Raw genomic sequence first — 17,357 nt, forward strand, 5'->3', positions numbered from 1 at the left:
GCGCGCTTGCGCCGTGCCCACGTTCTCTTTCGGCCTTATCAAGACGAACGGCCATGAATAGCGATGCATCGTGGGCACGGCGCGCGAAGAGCGCGCCTTTGCCCACCCTACGGCAGCTAGCCTAGCCTCTCGCCGTCCGTGCAAATCCCCACGCCGCGATCGCGGCCATCAGCAGCGAGATCAGCACATTATATCCGGCGAGCGAGAGGCCGAGGAAGCGCCACTGCACCTCGTCGCAACGCACCACCTTCACGGTGTCGAGCTTCGAGAAGAGATCGCCGGCATTGCCGAGGTTGACGACCGGACCAGTGCAATCGGTCGGCCCCTGCCAGAGTCCCCATTCGACGCCCGAATGATAGGTGCCGAGACCGGCATTGGCGAGCGTCGTCAGCGCGAGGATCGCGAGCCCCGCCAGCAGAAGCGGCCGCGGCGCGCCGCTCCGCGCGGCAAACGCCGTCAGCACACCGAGCGGAATCGCGAGGTAATAGGCGTAGCGCTGCTCCAGGCAGAGCGGACAGGGCAGGATCTCCAGCACGAGCTGGAAGAACCAGGCGCCCGCGATGGTCGCAGCCGCAATCAGCGTGACGAGCAGCGAGGCGGTCAACGCGGGGTTCGCGGCCGCCGGCTTGAAGGCAGGTATTGCGGCACTCTGGGTCGTCACGGCAGCCTCTTTCCGGTCGGTTGCTCTCTCAAGCCTCTAGCCCCGGTCCATGCGGCTGTCGAGAACGGCCGACATCACTTTGGCGCGGGTTGACCCCGCTTTGTCCATGGCTATAGTCCGCCGACTTCGCGACGCTCGCCTCATAGAGCCGACCGAGGGCCCCTGTGGCGGAACTGGTAGACGCGCTCGACTCAAAATCGAGTTCCGCAAGGAGTGCTGGTTCGATTCCGGCCAGGGGCACCACGCTTCGCCCTTGGGCTACGCGTGGCGGCCAAGCTGGACCGGAAGACGAGCATGTCGAGGGTGAAGCGTGTCCGGCGAAGCCTCTTGGCGAAGACGGACTGCCTCAACATTTCCCCCTCCCCTTCCAATCGTCATATCCCGACTGTATAAACCGGTAGCTTCTTCCGTTACTCGAAGGAGCTCATATGAACGATTTGCACGCGTGGCTTTCGCAACAGCACCACGGCTTGCGGACCTTCCAGACCTTTCAGCACATGCTCGAGACGCTCGGCCGGAGCGATCCCGCCCAGCGCGGCCTGTGCCGCCTGCTCAGCGGTATCGTCGGCAGCTACATCGAGGCCTTTGACGAGGCGCCGCTGCCGGTCGACATCGCCGAAATCGCCTATCGGCGCCTGCTGACGCTGGTCGAAAGCCTCGATCTGCACGGAAACGCCGCGCGCCGCCTCGCCGACATCAACCGCGTGGCGACCTGCGAGTTGTGGCGGTGATCGACAAGACCAGCCCGCCCACTTCAATTTCTGGATAACGAGACGCGCCGCTACGGCCTCGCGACGCATGACGCCCGAGTCTTGTGCTTCTCTCGACGCCCCTTCCTTGGAAAGGGCGCAGGGAAGGCCGGGCGCCGGCTGGCACCCGCGGTCCGCTGTGCGCAAATTGCGCGAAAACAAATGCACAGCGGCATACAGGGCAGCCTGGGACATCCCGGCCTTTCCCTGCGCAGTGGTTTGACGGCTTATGGCGCGCTCTCCCCGGGGAGCGATGCACTATTGCCCCCGTCGCCTTGCGGATGGCTGATGCGCACGCCCGGTCGGGCAGCCACATCACCGCAAGCCTTGACGCACAGACCACGGGCGTCAGGACGACACGCTTTTGCCGTACGCGGACCGCACCGGTCGTGTGCGCACTGCTCGACCGCTCACGGGCCAAACCCGCCCTGCGATTGCTGGCGCGCCGATGCACTCCACGTCCACCGCCACCCGGCCCGCGCATCGTGACGATCGCGAAACGCCCCTTATCCATGGGCCGGGATGAGCGACACATACGACATTTCCGAATTTCGGTCAAGCAGAATTTATCTTCCCGCGGTCAGGGCAATCCTACTCGAGAGCGATTTCCCTGCGCCATCCTTCGAGATGCGCGCTGAGGCGGCCCAGAATGCCACCCGACTGTCCTGCTCCGACCAGCCGCGTGCAGTTCGACTTCGCCGCGCCAATCCCTATATCCTCCAGCAACCCGATGTGATGCAGCGGACAGCTTGATGGCCAGGACACGCACGACTGACGCCGACGACCTTCCCCGCTACTTCGTCTGGGTCCGGGGTCTCGAAGGCCCCGAGCCGCAGAAATGGATGGCGATGGATTTCGGCGTCGGTGACTGGAAGCGGCCGCTGGTGCTGGCTTATCTGGAGCTGCCGCAGGACGAGCGGCGTCTGTCGCTGTCGATGCTGGCCCAGCGCTATCCGCCGCCGCGGGTCGACGTGTCATAGACCTGGTCGGCGTCAGCGATACCCATCACTATCTCGTCATGGTGAAGCGGCTGGCTTGCTACCTCAACGGGATCGTGTGCAGGCTTCACCTGCATTTCATGACGCAGCGATTGATGGATTCCGGGGAGTGCAGCCCGGTTCAGGCCTGACACTTTCCGGTTGCATTGCCGGTGAGACCCATGACGCATCATGACGAGCGGAACGCCGACTCTCCCAAGGCCGATTCTCCCAGGCCGGAACGCACGTCCAGCGCCGGGGATGACGGAGGCGCGGCCCTGCCAAGACGCAAGCTGGTGCTGTTCGCCGACGGCACCGGCAATGCGTTCACCACGAAGGAATCCAGCGTCTGGCGTCTCTATGAGGCGCTCGACCATACCCAGCCGGATCAGATCGCGCATTATATCAAGGGGGTCGGCACCGCCGGCTGGGCACCGCTTGCCGCGCTCGACGGTGCCACCGGCGTCGGCGTTCCCGGCAACGTCCGCAAGCTCTATCGCTTCCTGTGCTGGAACTGGCGTCCCGGCGACGACATCTACATCTTCGGCTTCAGCCGCGGCGCCTTCACCGCGCGCACGCTGGCCGCGCTGATCTCGAGCCAGGGCCTGGTGCCGGCGGAGATCGACGACACGCCGGTGTCGCATGCCGAGATGGGGCGCAACGTCAAAGCCGCCTGGCGCGCGTACCGGCGCGACACCGTGCCCTGGACCAGGAGCCTGCCGACGATCTGGGTGACGCGCTGGATCCGCGACTTCCTGCTGTTCGTCTATCACTGGCTTTGCCGGCACCGTACCTACGCCGAGGTGCGGAGCAAAATGAACGGGCGCAGCGAGGTCGAGATCGCATTCCTCGGCCTGTTCGACACCGTCGAGGCGTTCGGCGTCCCGATCGAGGAGCTCCGTCTCGCCGTCGACTGGGCGCTCTGGCCGATCTCGTTCCGCAATCACCGGCTGTCGCACAAGGTCAGGCACGCCTGTCACGCGCTCGCGCTCGACGACGAACGCACCACCTTCCATCCGCTGCGGATCGACCAGAGCCATCTGGCGCAGGGACAGATCGTCAAGGAGGTGTGGTTCACGGGCGTTCATTCCGACATCGGCGGCGGCTATCCGGAATCCACGTTGTCCTTCGTCCCGCTGGTCTGGATGGTCGAGCAGCTCGGCGGCCGGCTGCGCTTCAAGGACGGCGAGATCGAGCATTTCAGCGACTATCAATCGGCGCTCGGACCACGGCACGATTCCCGCGGCGGCGCAGCGGTGCTGTACCGCTACGGACCGCGTCCGATCGTCGGCGGCGACGTGAATGGCGGGCTGCCGGTGGTGCACTTCGCGGTCATCGAGCGCATGCTGTTCGGCTGTGACGATTACGCGCCCATCATGCTTCCGGCGAACTGCCTGGTGCTGCTGCCGGACGGAACGAAATTGCCGCTGCGGTCGGAGGGAGACGACAAGGATCTCGACGAGCAGCATGTGCGCGAGGTCATGAAGGCCGCCTATCTGCAAAAGGCGACGGGACCGCGTCGTGCCGAGGAGGCCAGGGCCTTCACCAAGATGAGCACGCCCGACGCCACCATGTCGAGCCTGACGCGCGACACCGTGTGGTGGCGGCGCGTCGCCTATTTCTCGCTTCTGTTCATGGTCGGCGTGATCGCCGCCTGGCCGTGGATCGCGCACGCGCTGGTGCAGTGGTCCGAAGACCGCGCCCTCGAGGGCACCGGCGCGCTGTCCTTCATCACTAATATCGACTGGGTGATGGGCGCTGTGGTGGCGCCGCTGACCAATCTGCTGCGAGACGTGCTGCCGTCCTATGCGGCCCCCTGGCTCAACATCGCGACCTACTATCCCTTCCTGACCTCGATCGTAGTGATCGTCACCTGGTGGATCTGGTACAAGAACGGAACGTTGCGTGACGACATCCAGGAGCGGGCGCGTCTCGCCTGGAACACGCCGCGCCGCAGGGCGAGCATGGAGCACGTCGACCAGCCGGGGCCGTTAATGCGGTTCGGACACTGGATGCGCCTGAATGCCGGCCCGGCGCAGCGCGTCATCACCAAGGGATTGGTGCCGGCGGTCTTCCTGATCGCGATCTTCGGCTCGGCCGCCCTGATCGTGTCGAGCAGCCTGTTCACCGGACGTCTTGCTCTCGGATCGGTCTGCTCGCCGCCTGCGGCCAAGGGCTCGCCCTCGTTCCAGACCGGCACGCCGGTGACGGACGAGCCGCTCGAGGCGCGCGCGTCATTCGACACCAGGGACTTCTGCTGGTGGAGCGGGCTCGCCGTCGAGAAGGGCCGCAAATACCGCGTCTTTCTCGAGATCAAGGAGCCATGGTTCGACCGCACCATCATGAGCGGCGCGAACGGATTTGCGACCTACGAGCCGCATCATTACGTGGCGCTGCCGGAGCGTCGTCTGTTCGCCGCGGACTGGTTCCAGCCGGTGGTGCGCATCGGCAGCAAGGGCATCAACGACCTGCCGCTGACCGCAGTCAATGTGATGCCGGCCGACGAATTCCCCCGCCGCATGAAGCCCACTTTGCCCGCCGAGGACGACATCAGCCGAACCCGCAACAGGTACCCCGTGCGGCTCGACGACACGGCCGAGTTCAAGGACCGGCTCGACGGACTCGGCAAATTCGAACCGATTCCGCCGGCCATGCTCGCCGAGGCAGGCCAGGTCTGGACCAGGCAGCTGTTGACCGGCCGCCTCGTCGCCGAATTCGTCGCGCCCGACTCCGGCGAGCTGTTCTTCTACGTCAATGACGCCGTCCAGATCTTCCCGCGTCTGCTTCCGGAATCGTGGGTCCCGTCCTGGCTCGATGCGATCCAGGGACCGCGCGATCTCTTCTACCGAAACAATAGCGGCACTGCGAAGATCAAGGTCCAGCGCCTGCCGGCCGCGCCGATGCCGCCGGACATGCCGGCATCACCGCTGGCGCGCAACTGAGACCCGGCGGGGATCCCGCGTCGGCGTTCTCCGCGCCGCGACTTGGACACCCCGCCCCCATGATTATGGGTGTCGCTGCCTGCGCCCGGCGGCTAAACTTGCCCTTGCGCCGCGGGGGACACGCGGATCGCGGGACCATGATCATGACTGAACAGGGCGAGACGGGTGACATCATCACCATCCTCCTCGTCGAGGACGACGCGCCGACCTGCTGGCGGTTGCAGGACGCGCTGGTCAAGGCCGGCTACGAGGTGCGCAGCGCCGGCACGCTCGGCGAAGCCCGTTCGGCGCTGGCCGCCGGCGCGCCCCGCGTGCTGCTGACCGATCTGCGGCTGCCCGACGGCCACGGCATCGAGCTGATCCGCGAAATGAGGCAGCGCTTCCCCGACACCGAGATCATGGTGATCTCGGCCCTCGGCGACGAGGAAAGCGTGATCTCCGCGATCACGGTCGGCGCCACCGGCTATCTGCTCAAGGACGCCTTCCCCACCGACATCGCCACCACCGTGCGCGATCTGGTCGCCGGCCATTCGCCGATCTCGGCCTCGATCGCGCGCTTCATCGTGCGCAGAACACAGGACGCCGCGCAGAGCTCGGCGGAGCCGCCGCCCGGCCCCGCGCTCAATACGGCCAGGCTGACGCCGCGCGAGATCGACATCCTCTGGGGCATCGCAAAAGGCTTCAGCTATGCCGAGATCGCCAGCCATCTCGGCCTGTCCAAGCAGACCGTGCCCGGCCACATCAAGAACATCTATCGCAAGCTCGAGGTGCACACGCGCAGCGAAGCGGTGTTCGAGGCGGTGCAGCAGGGCCTGATCAAGCTGTGAGCGAGATCACGGCCAAGGTACCTGCGAAGGTACCTGCGAAGGCACCCACGCGCCCGCGGCGCCGGCTGATCGCCTCGCGTCTCGTGCCCTATCTGCTGCTGCAGGCCCTGATCGTGATCGCCACCCTTCTCGGGCTGCGGCTGCTGCAGCCGAGCGACCCCGACGAATTTGCGCTGAGCGGATTTTCGCTGCGCCAGGACGGCGTGACGCACCCCGTGACGCTGCCGCATTTCACGACTTCGCGCAATTCCCTGGACGACCCGCCGCTCTACACCGGGACCTTCACGTTCCGGCGCGGCGACGCGGCCTCGGGCTGGTCGGTCTATCTGCCGCGCTTCAGCAACGCGGTCGAGGTTGCCGTCGACGGCGTCGTCGTGCTCGACTCCCGGCGCGATGCCAATGCCAACCGGCCCGATCGCAACACGCCGCAGATCGCAGCCATTCCCTCTTCGCTGCTGCGCGAAGGCGCCAACGAGATCACGGTGCGGCTGTTCGTGTGGGGACCGTTGAAGGGTTTTCTCGACACGGTGTATGTCGGTCCGGACGCCGCCCTGCGTCCGGCCTACGAGACGCGCACGCTGCTGTTCGTCACCCTGCCGGTGGTGTTCTCGGCCTGGCAGTCGATCCTGGCCGTCATCCTCGCGATCATGTGGCTGATGCGGCGCCGCGAGCCGGTCTACGGCGTGCTGGCGGCTGCGATGGTGATCGGCGTGGTGCAGGCGTACGTCCCGCCGCCGGTGCCGCCGGCCGCCGCGTCGCGCCTTGCCGCAGTGCTGCTGGCGTCCGCGCCGACCGAAAGCGCGTTGGTCGTCATGTTCGGCGTGCTGTTCTTCGGCTGGCGCTGGCCGCGCTCCGGCGCGCTGCTGTTCGTGCCGGGAATCGTCGTGTTCGTGGTTGGGCTGATCGGAGGTCCGCCGCTGCCGCGCATCCTCTTCCTGGTGCTCGGCATCCCCACGGTCGGGCTTTGCCTGCTGCTGATGGCCTGGGTGACCACGATCGCGGTCGTGCGGCGGCAGGACGCCGCAAGCTTCACGATCGGCTGCGCCGTCACCATCGTGCTGGTCTGCTGGATCCAGGATATGCTGACGGTGCTCGAGATCGTGAACACCGACCGCATCTTCGTTTCGCGCCTGTCCTATTCGGCGATGCTGGTCGCGATCGGCGCGGGACTGACCTGGCGCTTCGCCCGCGCGCTGAACCAGGTCGACAGCTTTGCCGGTCAGCTGGTGACGCGCGTGCGGGAGGCCGAGGAGCGGCTGAAGGCGAGCTTCGTCCGCGAGGAGGAGCGCGCGCGCGCCGCCGCGCTCGCCAATGAGCGCACGCGCCTGATGCGCGACCTGCATGATGGTCTCGGCGGCCAGCTCGTCAGCATCGTCGCGCTATCCGAGCGCGGCCATGAGGGCGCGACCATCACCGACGCGGCCCGTGCCGCGCTGAAGGATCTGCGTCTCGTCATCGATTCCATGGACGACATCGGCGGCGACCTGATGCTGGCGCTCGGCTCCTGGCGCGAGCGCGCCAGCGCGCAATTGCGGCCGCACGACATCACGCTCGACTGGCGGGTGGCGACCGTGCAGGGCCTGCCGCTGCACCCCGAACTGCGGCCGTGGCACGTCATCCAGATCGTGCGCATCCTCGACGAGGCCGTGACCAACGCGGTCAAGCACGCGCAGGCCCGCCACATCGCGGTCACCATCGAGACGCTCGACGCAAGCGAGGGGCCGTGCGGCCTGATCAGCGTGACCGACGACGGCCGCGGCTTTGCACCGGCCGGCCACGGCGAAGCCGGACGCACCGGCCAGACCGCGCGCGGCCTGCGCAACATGAGAAATCGCGCCGCGCGCTGCGGCGCGGTGCTCGATCTGAGGTCCGATGCCTTCGGGACGCGCGTGCGGCTGCAATTGCCGCAACGTTTTCCCGACAGCGACGCGGCTGCGGGCTGAAAAGCCCCCTCTCCGACGCGTGGGACGCGCGGAGAGAGGGAACGGGCCGGGTGATATGCCGGCGGAGGACGGGGGGTTCGTCCGCAGGGCGCCCTGGGCCCGAAGCGATGCAATCAACTCAATCGAATGGAAATATCAGCGCACGCCGACGCGATTGACCGGGCCGCCGCGATTCATCGGTGTTCCCGCGCGCACGCCGACACCGGGCGCGCCGACGCCGGGCGTTGCGACCGCGGCCCTTGCGACCGGCGCTCCGGGCGCGACCACCACCGCCGCCGTCGGCCGCACCACGCAGCCCTTGGGTACGCCGACGGTCTTGCAATAGACCACCGCCTGCGCCGGGCTCGTACCCAGCGACACCATCGCCACGCCCGCCAGCGCCATGACAGTCAGCGCCATGACCGTCAGCCTTGCACCCAGCGCTCCAGCTCTCTTCGACATCCTAGCTCTCCTGCTTCCCGTTCGGCGTCCCGATGCAATCACCGGGTCTCGCAGCCGAGGTGCAGCCTGAATGACAAAAGACGGCGTGCGGATACATGCCATGAAGATGGGGGTCCCGCCGCCGTGAGGGCTTGTCGGTGCCATGAACATGGCATGGACCGGCGCGCAGGCTTTGCGGGATGGTCCGGCCCGATTGATCCCGGTCGGGACCAACGAGGATTCACAAGAGGTGCTTCATGAAGATTTCCGTTCTTGCCGCGCTGCTGCTCGCTGCAGCCGCCCTGCCCGCTGCCGCGCAATCCGGTCCATCGGTCCAGGAGCAAATGGCCTGCCGCGGCGATGCCAGCAAATTCTGCGCCGAACATATCGGCAAGCCGCCGCAGATGAACGCCTGCCTGCGCGAGAACAAGTCGAAGCTCTCAGACAGCTGCCGCAAGGTCGTCGAGTCGCGCGGCGGCTGATCCGCCGTCCTCTTCCTTAGGAAGGCGGAGAGAGCGGCGCTGAGCCGCCCTCTCGAGAGATTTGAGCGCACGCCTCGTTCTTCGAGACGGCGCTGAGCGCCTCCTCAGGATGAGGCCAAGCAGCATTGGTGCTCGCTACAACTGACGCAACACACGCCGTCCTCATCCGGAGGGTCCGCCAACGGCGGACGGCTCGAAGGATGGCCGCAGGCGACGGCCTTGCGCTACTCCTGCATCATCTCGCCGCTGCCGCCGAACTCGGCCGGGAAATCCTTCAGCTTGGGCAGGCCGTCGCGCATCGGTAGCACCGTCTCGGCATAGTTGACGTGAACGCCGGGCGCGAAGGCGAGCGTCGGGATGGTGGCGGTGAAGACGTCGACCAGGCCGAGCGGCGGATGGTTGGTCATGAGGTGGCCGCCGCACTGCTTGCAATATTTGCGCTGGCTGAGCGGCGTCTTTGCAAACGTCTCGACATTCTGCGCGCCTTCGGTGACGCGCACCGCCTCAGGCTTCCACAGGCTGAAGGCGTTGACCGGGCCGCCCGACCAGGAGCGGCAGGAGCGACAATGGCAATAGCCCATCGCCTCCGGCGCGCCCGTGACCTCGATTGTGACCGCGCCACAGAAGCAGCTTCCGACATGTTTCATTGGGTCGTCTCCGTTTTATGAAGGGTGAAAAATCCTCTCCCCGCTCCTCGTCCACAATATGTCGTGACCGATGGGATGCGGGGAGAGGTGTCGGGGTGAAGGGGGATATCACCTCGGGGGACGTTGGGGGGACGGGCGTGTGAGATGCTCGGGTAGCCGACTTCAAGCGGCCGCGCGTCCTCCGTTCGGCGGACGCGCGCGATGGAGTGCAAAGGCTAGAGTGACCGGCGCCAGGGAATAAGCATCGAGACCCGTTGTTTGTACTGCCGGTACTCGTCGCCGAAGAGAGCGACGAGGTCGTGCTCCTCCAGCGCGATGCCGACGAAGATGTAGAGCGTGGTGACGACCGCGAACAGCAGATGGCCCGCGGTCATGGTCGGCGCCGCCCAGAACGCAACGATGAAACCGAGATAAATTGGATGGCGCACGAAATTGTAGAGCAGCGGCGTCTTGAAGCGCGGCGGCGTCATCTCCTTGCCGACCAGATGGTTGGTCACCTGATGCAATCCGAACAATTCGAAATGATTGATCATGTAGGTGCTGGCGAACACCAGGACCCAGCCCGCGAAGGACAGCGTGACCAGAGTCACGGCGAGATCCGGATTCTCGACGTTCCATATGACCGCAGGCAACGGGCGCCACTGCCAGAACAGGAGCAACAATGACAGGCTCGCCAACAGCACATAGGTCGAGCGCTCGACCGGCTTGGGGACGAATTGCGTCCACCATGCCTTGAACTGCTTCCGCGCCATCACGCTGTGCTGAACGGCGAACAGCGTCATCAGGAGTAGATTGACGATGATCGCCTCGACCGTCGGCGTGTCGGTTCCGGTGTCGATGGTCTTCGGCACCATCACCCCCATGACGAAGCCGATGGCGTAGAGAATGGTGACGAAGAATACGAGATAGGCCGTAATTCCGTACAGAAAGGCGACGAGCTTGAAAATGCGTGAGCCCGCAACCTCCGGGCCGGTGGAATGAATCTGGTGATCAAGTTGGGTCATGAAACGCTCCGTTGTGCCGAGACATCGACACTGTTTGGTCTTCGCAGCATGCCGGATCGGACATCCGCAGACTTTGGCGGACGGTTGATTTTCGCCTGAGACGACTTTGATTTTTGCTTGAGACGACGGAAACGTGCGATTTCGCTTTGAAAACAACGTGCTCGACGGCGACCTGCGGGAACTCACCTGCGGCGGGGCAGCCGTGCCGTTGCAGCCGCAGGTGTTCGATCTCCTGCTTTATCTCGTCGCGCAACGCGCGCGTGTGGTCAGCAAGGATGACCTGATCAGCGAGATCTGGAGTGACCGGATCATCTCGGATTCCGCGCTGAACAGCCGGATTAACGCCGCGCGCAAGGCGATCAGTGACGACGGCACAACGCAGCGGCTGATCAAGACCATTCCGCGCAAGGGCTTCCGCTTCGTCGGCGAGGTCCGGGAAGAAGTGGCAGCATCGATCGTGCCGGCCGAAGCCAGGCCCGCGCCCTCGCGCGTGGCGGACCGCCCGGCGATCGCGGTGCTCGCCTTCGAGAACATGAGCGGCGATCCCGCGCAGGACTATTTCGGCGACGGCATCAGCGAAGACATCCTCACCGCGCTGTCGAAGCAGCGCTGGTTCATGGTGATCGCCCGCAACTCGTCCTTCACCTACAAGGGACGCGCGGTCAACATCAGGCAGATCGCCGAGGAGCTCGGCGTCCGCTACGTCGTCGAAGGCAGCGTGCGCAAGGCAGGCAGCCGGGTGCGCATCACCGCACAGCTGAACGATGCCAATTCGGGCAGCCATTTGTGGGCCGAGCGCTACGACCGCGAGCTGGTCGACGTCTTCGCCGTCCAGGACGAGATCACCAACGCGATTGCCGCTGCGATCGAACCGCGGATTCACGCAGCCGAGAGTTTTCGCGCCCACCGCAAGGGACCTGCGAGCCTGGACGCATGGGATCTGCTGATGCGGGCGTTGTCGCATTTCTGGCGGGTGACCCGGGGCGATCACGAGACCGCACGGATGCTGCTCGAACGCGCGATCGGGATCGATCCGAATTACGGCCAGGCGCTGTCGGTGCTGGCGGCAAACCACATGTTCGGCGTGCATCTCGGCTGGGCCGAGCTCGCCGCGGTGGCGCCGGCGGCGGAAGCCGCCGCGCTGGCTGCGGTGCGCTGCGATCATGAGGATGCCTGGGCGCATGTCGCGCTGGGCAGCGTCTGCTTCTCGACACGCAGGCTTGCGAACGCGCTGGCCGCGTTCGAGCAGGCGCTCGCGCTCAATCCGAACTTCTCGCTGGCGCAGGGCTATTACGCGCTGGCGCTGTCCTATGCCGGACGTTCGAAGGATTCGTTCGAGGCCGCACAACGGGCGATCCGGCTGTCACCGCGCGATCCGTCGCTGGCGATCTATCACGGCATCGCCGGCTATGCGCGCTTCACCGAACGCCGCTATGACGAGGCCATCGCGCTCGCGCGCGAGGCGATCCGCCATCGCGGCGATCTCACCGGCGCCTACCGCGTGCTCGCGGTCTCCGCCGGCATGACCGGCGACGCGATGCTTGCGGAGACGGCGCTGAGCGAGCTCCGCCGCACCCAGCCCGACATTTCGCTGCACTGGATCGCGACGCAACTGCCGTGGGCCAATGACGGCGATCGCGAGCACTACCTCGAAGGCTTCCGGCGCGCGGGGCTGCGCTAGGCGATCGCCTTGCGGGGGTCTCGCCAGGCGCTGGCGCGTCGGGCGCAGGCCGGCGTCAACAGGCAGACCATGCTGCACGCCCGCATCGCGAGATAGCGTGACGACGGCCGGCCAATTGCAGCGGCAAGGAAGTCCGGAGTTGGAGCTATCGTCTGCGCCGCCGGGAGCTGAGCTCGAAAGCGGGTTTCCCCTCGGGGGCCGCCCACCCTTGGACGCTGACATCCGCCAGGGCCTCGAATATGGCCGCTGTGCGTTCCAGGCGGGCAATCGTTCGTGCGCCTTCGACGGCAGCGACCAAGGCGGCTGCGGTAGACGATGCGCGCGCGGACGTGAAACCGCAACCCCTGAAGTGCTCCGCAACGATCTCGGTTGAATCAACAAATCCGCGCGCTACCCGTTTGGTCAGATCGGCGTCGAGTGCAGGAAGCTCATTCGCGAGATTTTGCATCAGACATCCATACTGGAAATCAGAGGCGACCATTTCGGCCGCGAACGTGCCGAAAATCCGACGAACAAAACTCAGGGCATCACCCGTCGTGGTCGCCGAGATGTCGCGCAATACGGCAATCCTGGTCGCAACGTAATGATCGATTGCCTCTTCTGCGAGCTGTGCCTTGCCGCGCGGAAAATGAAAATAGAACGACCCCTTGGGCGAGCCGCTTTCTTCAATGATCTGGTTCAGTCCCGTCGCAGTGTAGCCCTGGATGCGAAACAGTCGCTCGGCAGTGGCAATCGCGCGATCACGGGCGTCAGTTTTACGGGGCATCCCGTGAGCATACCACGCTTGGCTTGACACCGCTATGGTGATCGCCATACTATGGCGATCACCATAGTAACTGTGGCCCGCCATATCCCCGTTATCAAATGACCATCCAGAAGTTGCACACAGGGACATCTCCCTCTCAAAGATTGCTGCGCAGGAGAACCTCGAATGGGCTTGAGCAACTTCGATTTCGGCGACTGTTCCGGCAAACGGGATCACTGAGATGGCCTTCAGAACCTGCTCGATGATGCTTTTAGGAGCTGCCATGTTCGCTGCGATGTTCACTCGCGTTGTCTCCGGAGAGACTGCAAGCGATGCCATCTGGCACAATAAAATCCCCGCCGCTTCGAGTGAGCCTAGCGTTGATATCGATCGGGATCCGAACCTTCTGCACAAGTATGCGGAAAATGCGGGAACGAAGATCCACTACGTCACGATGGGATCCAGTCAAAAACCGCTTATGGTGTTCGTGCACGGATTTCCCGACTTTTGGTATTCCTGGCGAAATCAGATCCAGGCCTTTTCAGCAAATTATCAGGTGGTCGCTCTCGATCTGCGCGGGTACGATTTGAGCGATCAGCCAGAAGGTGTCGAGAACTACAAGTTTCCGGTTCTCCTTGATGACATCCGTGCCGTGATCAATGCAGAGGGAAACGGTCGCAAGGCCATCCTGATCGGGCACGACTGGGGCGCTGCTTTGTCGTGGCTGTTCGCCGGGCAAAATCCGGATCTGATCGAAAGACTTGTCGTCCTTAGCGTTCCTCATCCTGGCGCCATCACGAGGGAATTGCTCCCCTGGAACCATCCCATCGCGCAGGCCAGGGCCAGCGCCTACGCCACACGGTTTTTCGCTCAAGGCAAAGGCGACCATTTGACTGCGCAAGATTTGGCATACTGGGTTGTAGATCCACAGGTTAAGGGTCGATACATCCAGGCTTTCGCGAAATCTTCCATCTCGTCCATGATGAGTTATTACAAAGCCAACTACGCGTTTTCTCAGCTTGCGCTCAATCTTTTCGATCCGGCCATGAAGAAACTCTACGGTGCCGTGATCAAATGCCCGGTCTTGCACGTGCACGGACTCGAGGAGAGCCACGCTTTGCTGAGCACTATTGAATTGGAAAAGTCGTGGATTGAAAATCCCGAAAATCTCACGGTCAAAATCGTGCCTGGAGTTGGCCACTTCATTCAGCATGAAGTGCCGGACGACCTCAATCAGATGATTGCCTCCTGGTTGAAAGATTTGGGAAGCTGACGCAACTGCCGTGGGCCAATGACGGCGATCGCGAGCACTATCTCGAAGGCTTCCGGAGGGGGCGCGCTGGTCGACCGCCTTGCCGGGCCTACGGCCCCCGCTTGCGGCGCAGGTGGACGATGACGTCGAGCCGTGCGATCTCGTGGCCGGGAAGCGCCTCGGGAATCCTGGTGAAGGCGAGTCCTTCGGCGACGTCGACCAGCATATCCTCGCCTTCGAGATAGAAATGCGGATGCACCGACGTGTCGGTGTCGAAGAACGACTTGATGCCGTCGGCTGCGATGCGGCGCAGCAGGCCAGCCTCCGTGAACTGGTTCAGCGTGTTGTAGACGGTCGCGAGCGACAGATAGGCGCTCGTCGCCATCGCTTCTTCGAACAGGCTCTCGGCGGTGACATGACGATGGCCGCGCAGGAACAGCAATCGGCCGAGCGCCAGGCGCTGGCGCGTCGGGCGCAGGCCGGCGTCAACAAGCAATTTCAGACAATGCTGCACGCCCGCATCGGGCGGCAGCTCAAGGCCGGCGACGTCAGATCCGCTATCGTCAACCGCAGGGATATTCGTGGCCTGGATGTCCATCAACGGTCTCACGCGTCTCACAGCTCAAGGGCGCGGGACGCGCAGTGCCGCGTCGCCAGTTGCCATTCGATCGCAAAAGCGGCGGCCCGGCTTTGATCCGGATCAAATCCGAAAGCCGCCTCTGACTTATCGCAAGGCGATCCGCTTTATTCCCAACCAGAATGGGTTGAGATCAACGAGGTTCAGATGTCCCGCCCGGTTCCCGACAAGGCAGAGATCGCGCTCGAATACCCCGACAAGTTCTATGTCGGCACCTTCGAGCATTCGTCGCGGTTCGAGGCGCGGCTCGACGGCAGCGGCGTTGCGCTGGTGCTGCAACATCCGGGCGCTGCCGACGAACGCAAATCGGTGCACCTGCACCTCAATTTCGGCCTGCTCGCCGGCATCCTGCGTGAGCTCGCCGGCAGCGTTGCTGGCCTCCCCAAGGACGACATCGCACATCGCGAGCAGCTTGCGGAGGCGCTTGCCGAGTTGCAACGGGCGCTCGGCGCGAAATGATGACCTGACGCTTTTGGTCGCAGGCGCAGCCTTGTGCATCACCTCTACCAAGTCCCGACATGACTGAGGTCGCCTGATCAGCGGGAGCGGCCGATCCGCCGTGGCGGAGAGCATGTGGGATAACAGGACGCGCTGTACATTTTTTGTGCGAACACTGTCGCGACTTTCATCTTGCGGCGCCGAACGGGACTGTGTGAGCCTCGCTCCCGGATGGGGACTGGGATGGGCCGGCCGTAGCTTTGCGCGCCATGACGTGCGAAGCGCTGACGGCTGGTCACGCTTGAGAAAGATACGATATGCCAAAACGAGTGTTGCTTGGTCTTCTGCTGGCTTGCGGCCTTGCGGCCCCGACACTGGCGCAGGAGCCGAAAACGGGCGGTGTAATCAATGCGGTGATCCAGCCCGAGCCGCCCGGCCTGATGCTTGCGATGGTCCAGAACGGGCCGACCCAAATGGTGTCGGGCAACATCTTCGAGGGCCTGCTGCGCTACAGCCCCAAGCTCGAGCCGCAGCCGGAGCTCGCCGAGAGCTGGAGCGTCAGCGAGGACGCCAAGACCTATACCTTCAAGCTCCGGAAGGGCGTCACCTGGCATGACGGCAAGCCCTTCACCGCCGCGGACGTCTTGTTCTCGATCGAGATGCTGAAGCAGACCCACGCCCGCGCCCGCACCAACCTCGCGCAGGTCGACAAGGTCGAGGCGCCGGACGACCATACGGTGGTGTTCACGCTGAAGCAGCCGTTCGGCCCGTTCCTCGGCATCTTCGAGGTCGGCTCGATGCCGATGGTGCCGAAGCATCTCTATGAAGGCACCGACTGGAAGACCAATCCCTACAACAACGCCCCGGTCGGCACCGGCCCCTTCATGTTCAAGGAATGGCAAAAGGGCTCGTTCATCCGCCTGGTCAAGAACCCGAACTATTACGAGAAGGGCAAACCCTATCTCGACGAGATCTACTGGCAGATCATTCCCGACGCCGCGGCGCGGTCGGTGGCGTACGAGACCGGCAAGGTCGACGTGCTGCCCGGCGGCTCGGTCGAGAATTTCGACGTGCCGCGGCTGACCAAGCTGAAGGACACCTGCGTCACCGGCGCCGGCTGGGAGTTCTTCTCGCCGCTGGCCTGGCTGTGGCTCAACAACCGACAGGGCCCGCTTGCCGACAAGCGGGTGCGGCAGGCGGTGATGTATGCGATCGACCGCGACTTCGCCAAGGACGTGATCTGGAACGGGCTCGGCAAGGTTGCGACCGGCCCCTCGGCCTCGACCATCAAGTACTACACCGACGACGTGAAGAAATACCCTTACGATCCGGCCAAGGCCAAGGCGCTGCTGAAGGAAGCCGGCTACAAGGGCGAGAAGATCCGCCTGCTGCCGCTCGCCTATGGCGAGACCTGGCAGCGCTGGGGTGAAGCCGTGAAGCAGAACCTCATGGACGTCGGCATCAACATCGAGACCATCGCCACCGACGTCGCCGGCGGCAACCAGAAGATCGGCGACTGGGATTACGACATCGCCTTCACCTATCTCTACCAGTACGGCGATCCCGCGCTCGGGGTGGGGCGCAACTATATCTCCAGCAACATCGCCAAGGGCCAGGTCTTCAACAACGTCGAAGGCTACTCCAATCCGGAGATCGACAAGCTGTTCGCCGACGGCGCGGTCGCGACCCCGGACTCCAAGCGCAAGGAGATCTACGAGAAGGCGCAGAAGATCCTGGTCGAGGACGTGCCGGTGGCCTGGATGCTCGAGCTGCAATTCCCGACCATCATGCGCTGCAAGGTCAAGAACCTGATCACCACGGGGATCGGGGTCAATGACGGCTTCAAGGACGCATGGCTCGACAAGTGAGCCCTGCTCTTTCACCTCTCCCGCTCGCGGGGGGAGGTGCTCTAGGAGCACCCCCGCCTCCGCGGCCGCAGGTCACCCCACCGG

General features: G+C 64.4%; 16 protein-coding genes and 1 tRNA gene. 11 read left to right on the forward strand and 6 right to left on the reverse strand.

Annotation, left to right across the window (positions count from 1 at the left end):
- Positions 1–121: 121 nt before the first annotated feature.
- On the reverse strand, positions 122–661 hold the full coding sequence (locus tag IVB24_RS37960; RefSeq protein ID WP_247771604.1) for a disulfide bond formation protein B: 540 nt from the start codon (positions 659–661) through the stop codon (positions 122–124).
- Positions 662–819: 158 nt separating this feature from the next.
- On the opposite strand from IVB24_RS37960, the gene IVB24_RS37965 reads away from it, so the two are divergent.
- The 6 genes from IVB24_RS37965 to IVB24_RS37990 all read left to right on the forward strand — a co-directional run bounded on the left by IVB24_RS37965 (position 820) and on the right by IVB24_RS37990 (position 8,099).
- Positions 820–904: transfer RNA gene (locus IVB24_RS37965), tRNA-Leu, on the forward strand.
- A 185-nt stretch (positions 905–1,089) separates the two neighbouring features.
- Entirely contained in the window at positions 1,090–1,392 is a 303-nt protein-coding gene (locus IVB24_RS37970) for a hypothetical protein (RefSeq protein ID WP_094973301.1), read from the forward strand.
- 770 nt (positions 1,393–2,162) lie between these two features.
- Positions 2,163–2,390, forward strand: coding sequence for a hypothetical protein (locus IVB24_RS37975; protein WP_247771605.1), 228 nt, complete (start codon positions 2,163–2,165; stop codon positions 2,388–2,390).
- Between the two features lie 179 nt (positions 2,391–2,569).
- Complete coding sequence (locus IVB24_RS37980) at positions 2,570–5,329, forward strand: DUF2235 domain-containing protein (protein ID WP_247771606.1); 2,760 nt, start codon at positions 2,570–2,572, stop codon at positions 5,327–5,329.
- A 143-nt stretch (positions 5,330–5,472) separates the two neighbouring features.
- Positions 5,473–6,156 carry a response regulator transcription factor gene (locus IVB24_RS37985; RefSeq protein ID WP_247774252.1) on the forward strand — a complete coding sequence of 228 codons (684 nt, stop codon included), beginning with the start codon at positions 5,473–5,475 and terminating at the stop codon, positions 6,154–6,156.
- The gene (locus IVB24_RS37990) at positions 6,153–8,099 is read left to right on the forward strand and encodes an ATP-binding protein (RefSeq protein ID WP_247771607.1); all 1,947 of its coding nucleotides are present in this window, start codon (positions 6,153–6,155) and stop codon (positions 8,097–8,099) included. The genes IVB24_RS37985 and IVB24_RS37990 overlap by 4 nt, the downstream gene beginning before the upstream one ends.
- A 135-nt stretch (positions 8,100–8,234) precedes the next feature.
- Here the strand turns inward: IVB24_RS37990 and IVB24_RS37995 are convergent, their stop codons facing one another.
- A complete protein-coding gene (locus IVB24_RS37995) occupies positions 8,235–8,540 on the reverse strand; it encodes a hypothetical protein (RefSeq protein WP_247771608.1) in 306 nt (101 codons plus the stop codon).
- A 236-nt stretch (positions 8,541–8,776) separates the two neighbouring features.
- Between IVB24_RS37995 and IVB24_RS38000 the strand changes: the two genes are divergently transcribed.
- Positions 8,777–9,001 carry a hypothetical protein gene (locus IVB24_RS38000; protein ID WP_036020653.1) on the forward strand — a complete coding sequence of 75 codons (225 nt, stop codon included), beginning with the start codon at positions 8,777–8,779 and terminating at the stop codon, positions 8,999–9,001.
- 224 nt (positions 9,002–9,225) lie between these two features.
- On the opposite strand, the gene IVB24_RS38005 is transcribed toward IVB24_RS38000, so the two are convergent.
- Both IVB24_RS38005 and mddA read right to left on the reverse strand, forming a co-directional pair.
- A complete protein-coding gene (locus IVB24_RS38005; protein WP_094973306.1) occupies positions 9,226–9,648 on the reverse strand; it encodes a GFA family protein in 423 nt (140 codons plus the stop codon).
- Positions 9,649–9,863: 215 nt separating this feature from the next.
- Complete coding sequence (mddA, locus tag IVB24_RS38010) at positions 9,864–10,652, reverse strand: methanethiol S-methyltransferase (protein WP_166467319.1); 789 nt, start codon at positions 10,650–10,652, stop codon at positions 9,864–9,866.
- A gap of 133 nt (positions 10,653–10,785) precedes the next feature.
- On the opposite strand from mddA, the gene IVB24_RS38015 reads away from it, so the two are divergent.
- Positions 10,786–12,333, forward strand: a complete 1,548-nt coding sequence (locus tag IVB24_RS38015) for a winged helix-turn-helix domain-containing tetratricopeptide repeat protein (RefSeq protein WP_247771609.1) — start codon at positions 10,786–10,788, stop codon at positions 12,331–12,333.
- 145 nt (positions 12,334–12,478) lie between these two features.
- Here IVB24_RS38015 and IVB24_RS38020 read toward each other — a convergent pair whose 3' ends face one another.
- A complete protein-coding gene (locus IVB24_RS38020; protein ID WP_247774253.1) occupies positions 12,479–13,099 on the reverse strand; it encodes a TetR/AcrR family transcriptional regulator in 621 nt (206 codons plus the stop codon).
- A 262-nt stretch (positions 13,100–13,361) separates the two neighbouring features.
- On the opposite strand from IVB24_RS38020, the gene IVB24_RS38025 reads away from it, so the two are divergent.
- The gene (locus IVB24_RS38025) at positions 13,362–14,351 is read left to right on the forward strand and encodes an alpha/beta hydrolase (RefSeq protein WP_247771610.1); all 990 of its coding nucleotides are present in this window, start codon (positions 13,362–13,364) and stop codon (positions 14,349–14,351) included.
- Between the two features lie 88 nt (positions 14,352–14,439).
- On the opposite strand, the gene irr is transcribed toward IVB24_RS38025, so the two are convergent.
- A complete protein-coding gene (gene irr, locus IVB24_RS38030; RefSeq protein ID WP_247771611.1) occupies positions 14,440–14,928 on the reverse strand; it encodes a Fur family transcriptional regulator Irr in 489 nt (162 codons plus the stop codon).
- A gap of 186 nt (positions 14,929–15,114) precedes the next feature.
- On the opposite strand from irr, the gene IVB24_RS38035 reads away from it, so the two are divergent.
- Positions 15,115–15,426 carry a hypothetical protein gene (locus tag IVB24_RS38035; protein ID WP_094973309.1) on the forward strand — a complete coding sequence of 104 codons (312 nt, stop codon included), beginning with the start codon at positions 15,115–15,117 and terminating at the stop codon, positions 15,424–15,426.
- A 296-nt stretch (positions 15,427–15,722) separates the two neighbouring features.
- Positions 15,723–17,273, forward strand: a complete 1,551-nt coding sequence (locus IVB24_RS38040) for an ABC transporter substrate-binding protein (protein WP_094895868.1) — start codon at positions 15,723–15,725, stop codon at positions 17,271–17,273.
- Positions 17,274–17,357: the final 84 nt, after the last annotated feature.

Source organism: Bradyrhizobium sp. 192 (genome assembly GCF_023100965.1).
GTDB classification, from domain to species: domain Bacteria; phylum Pseudomonadota; class Alphaproteobacteria; order Rhizobiales; family Xanthobacteraceae; genus Bradyrhizobium; species Bradyrhizobium symbiodeficiens.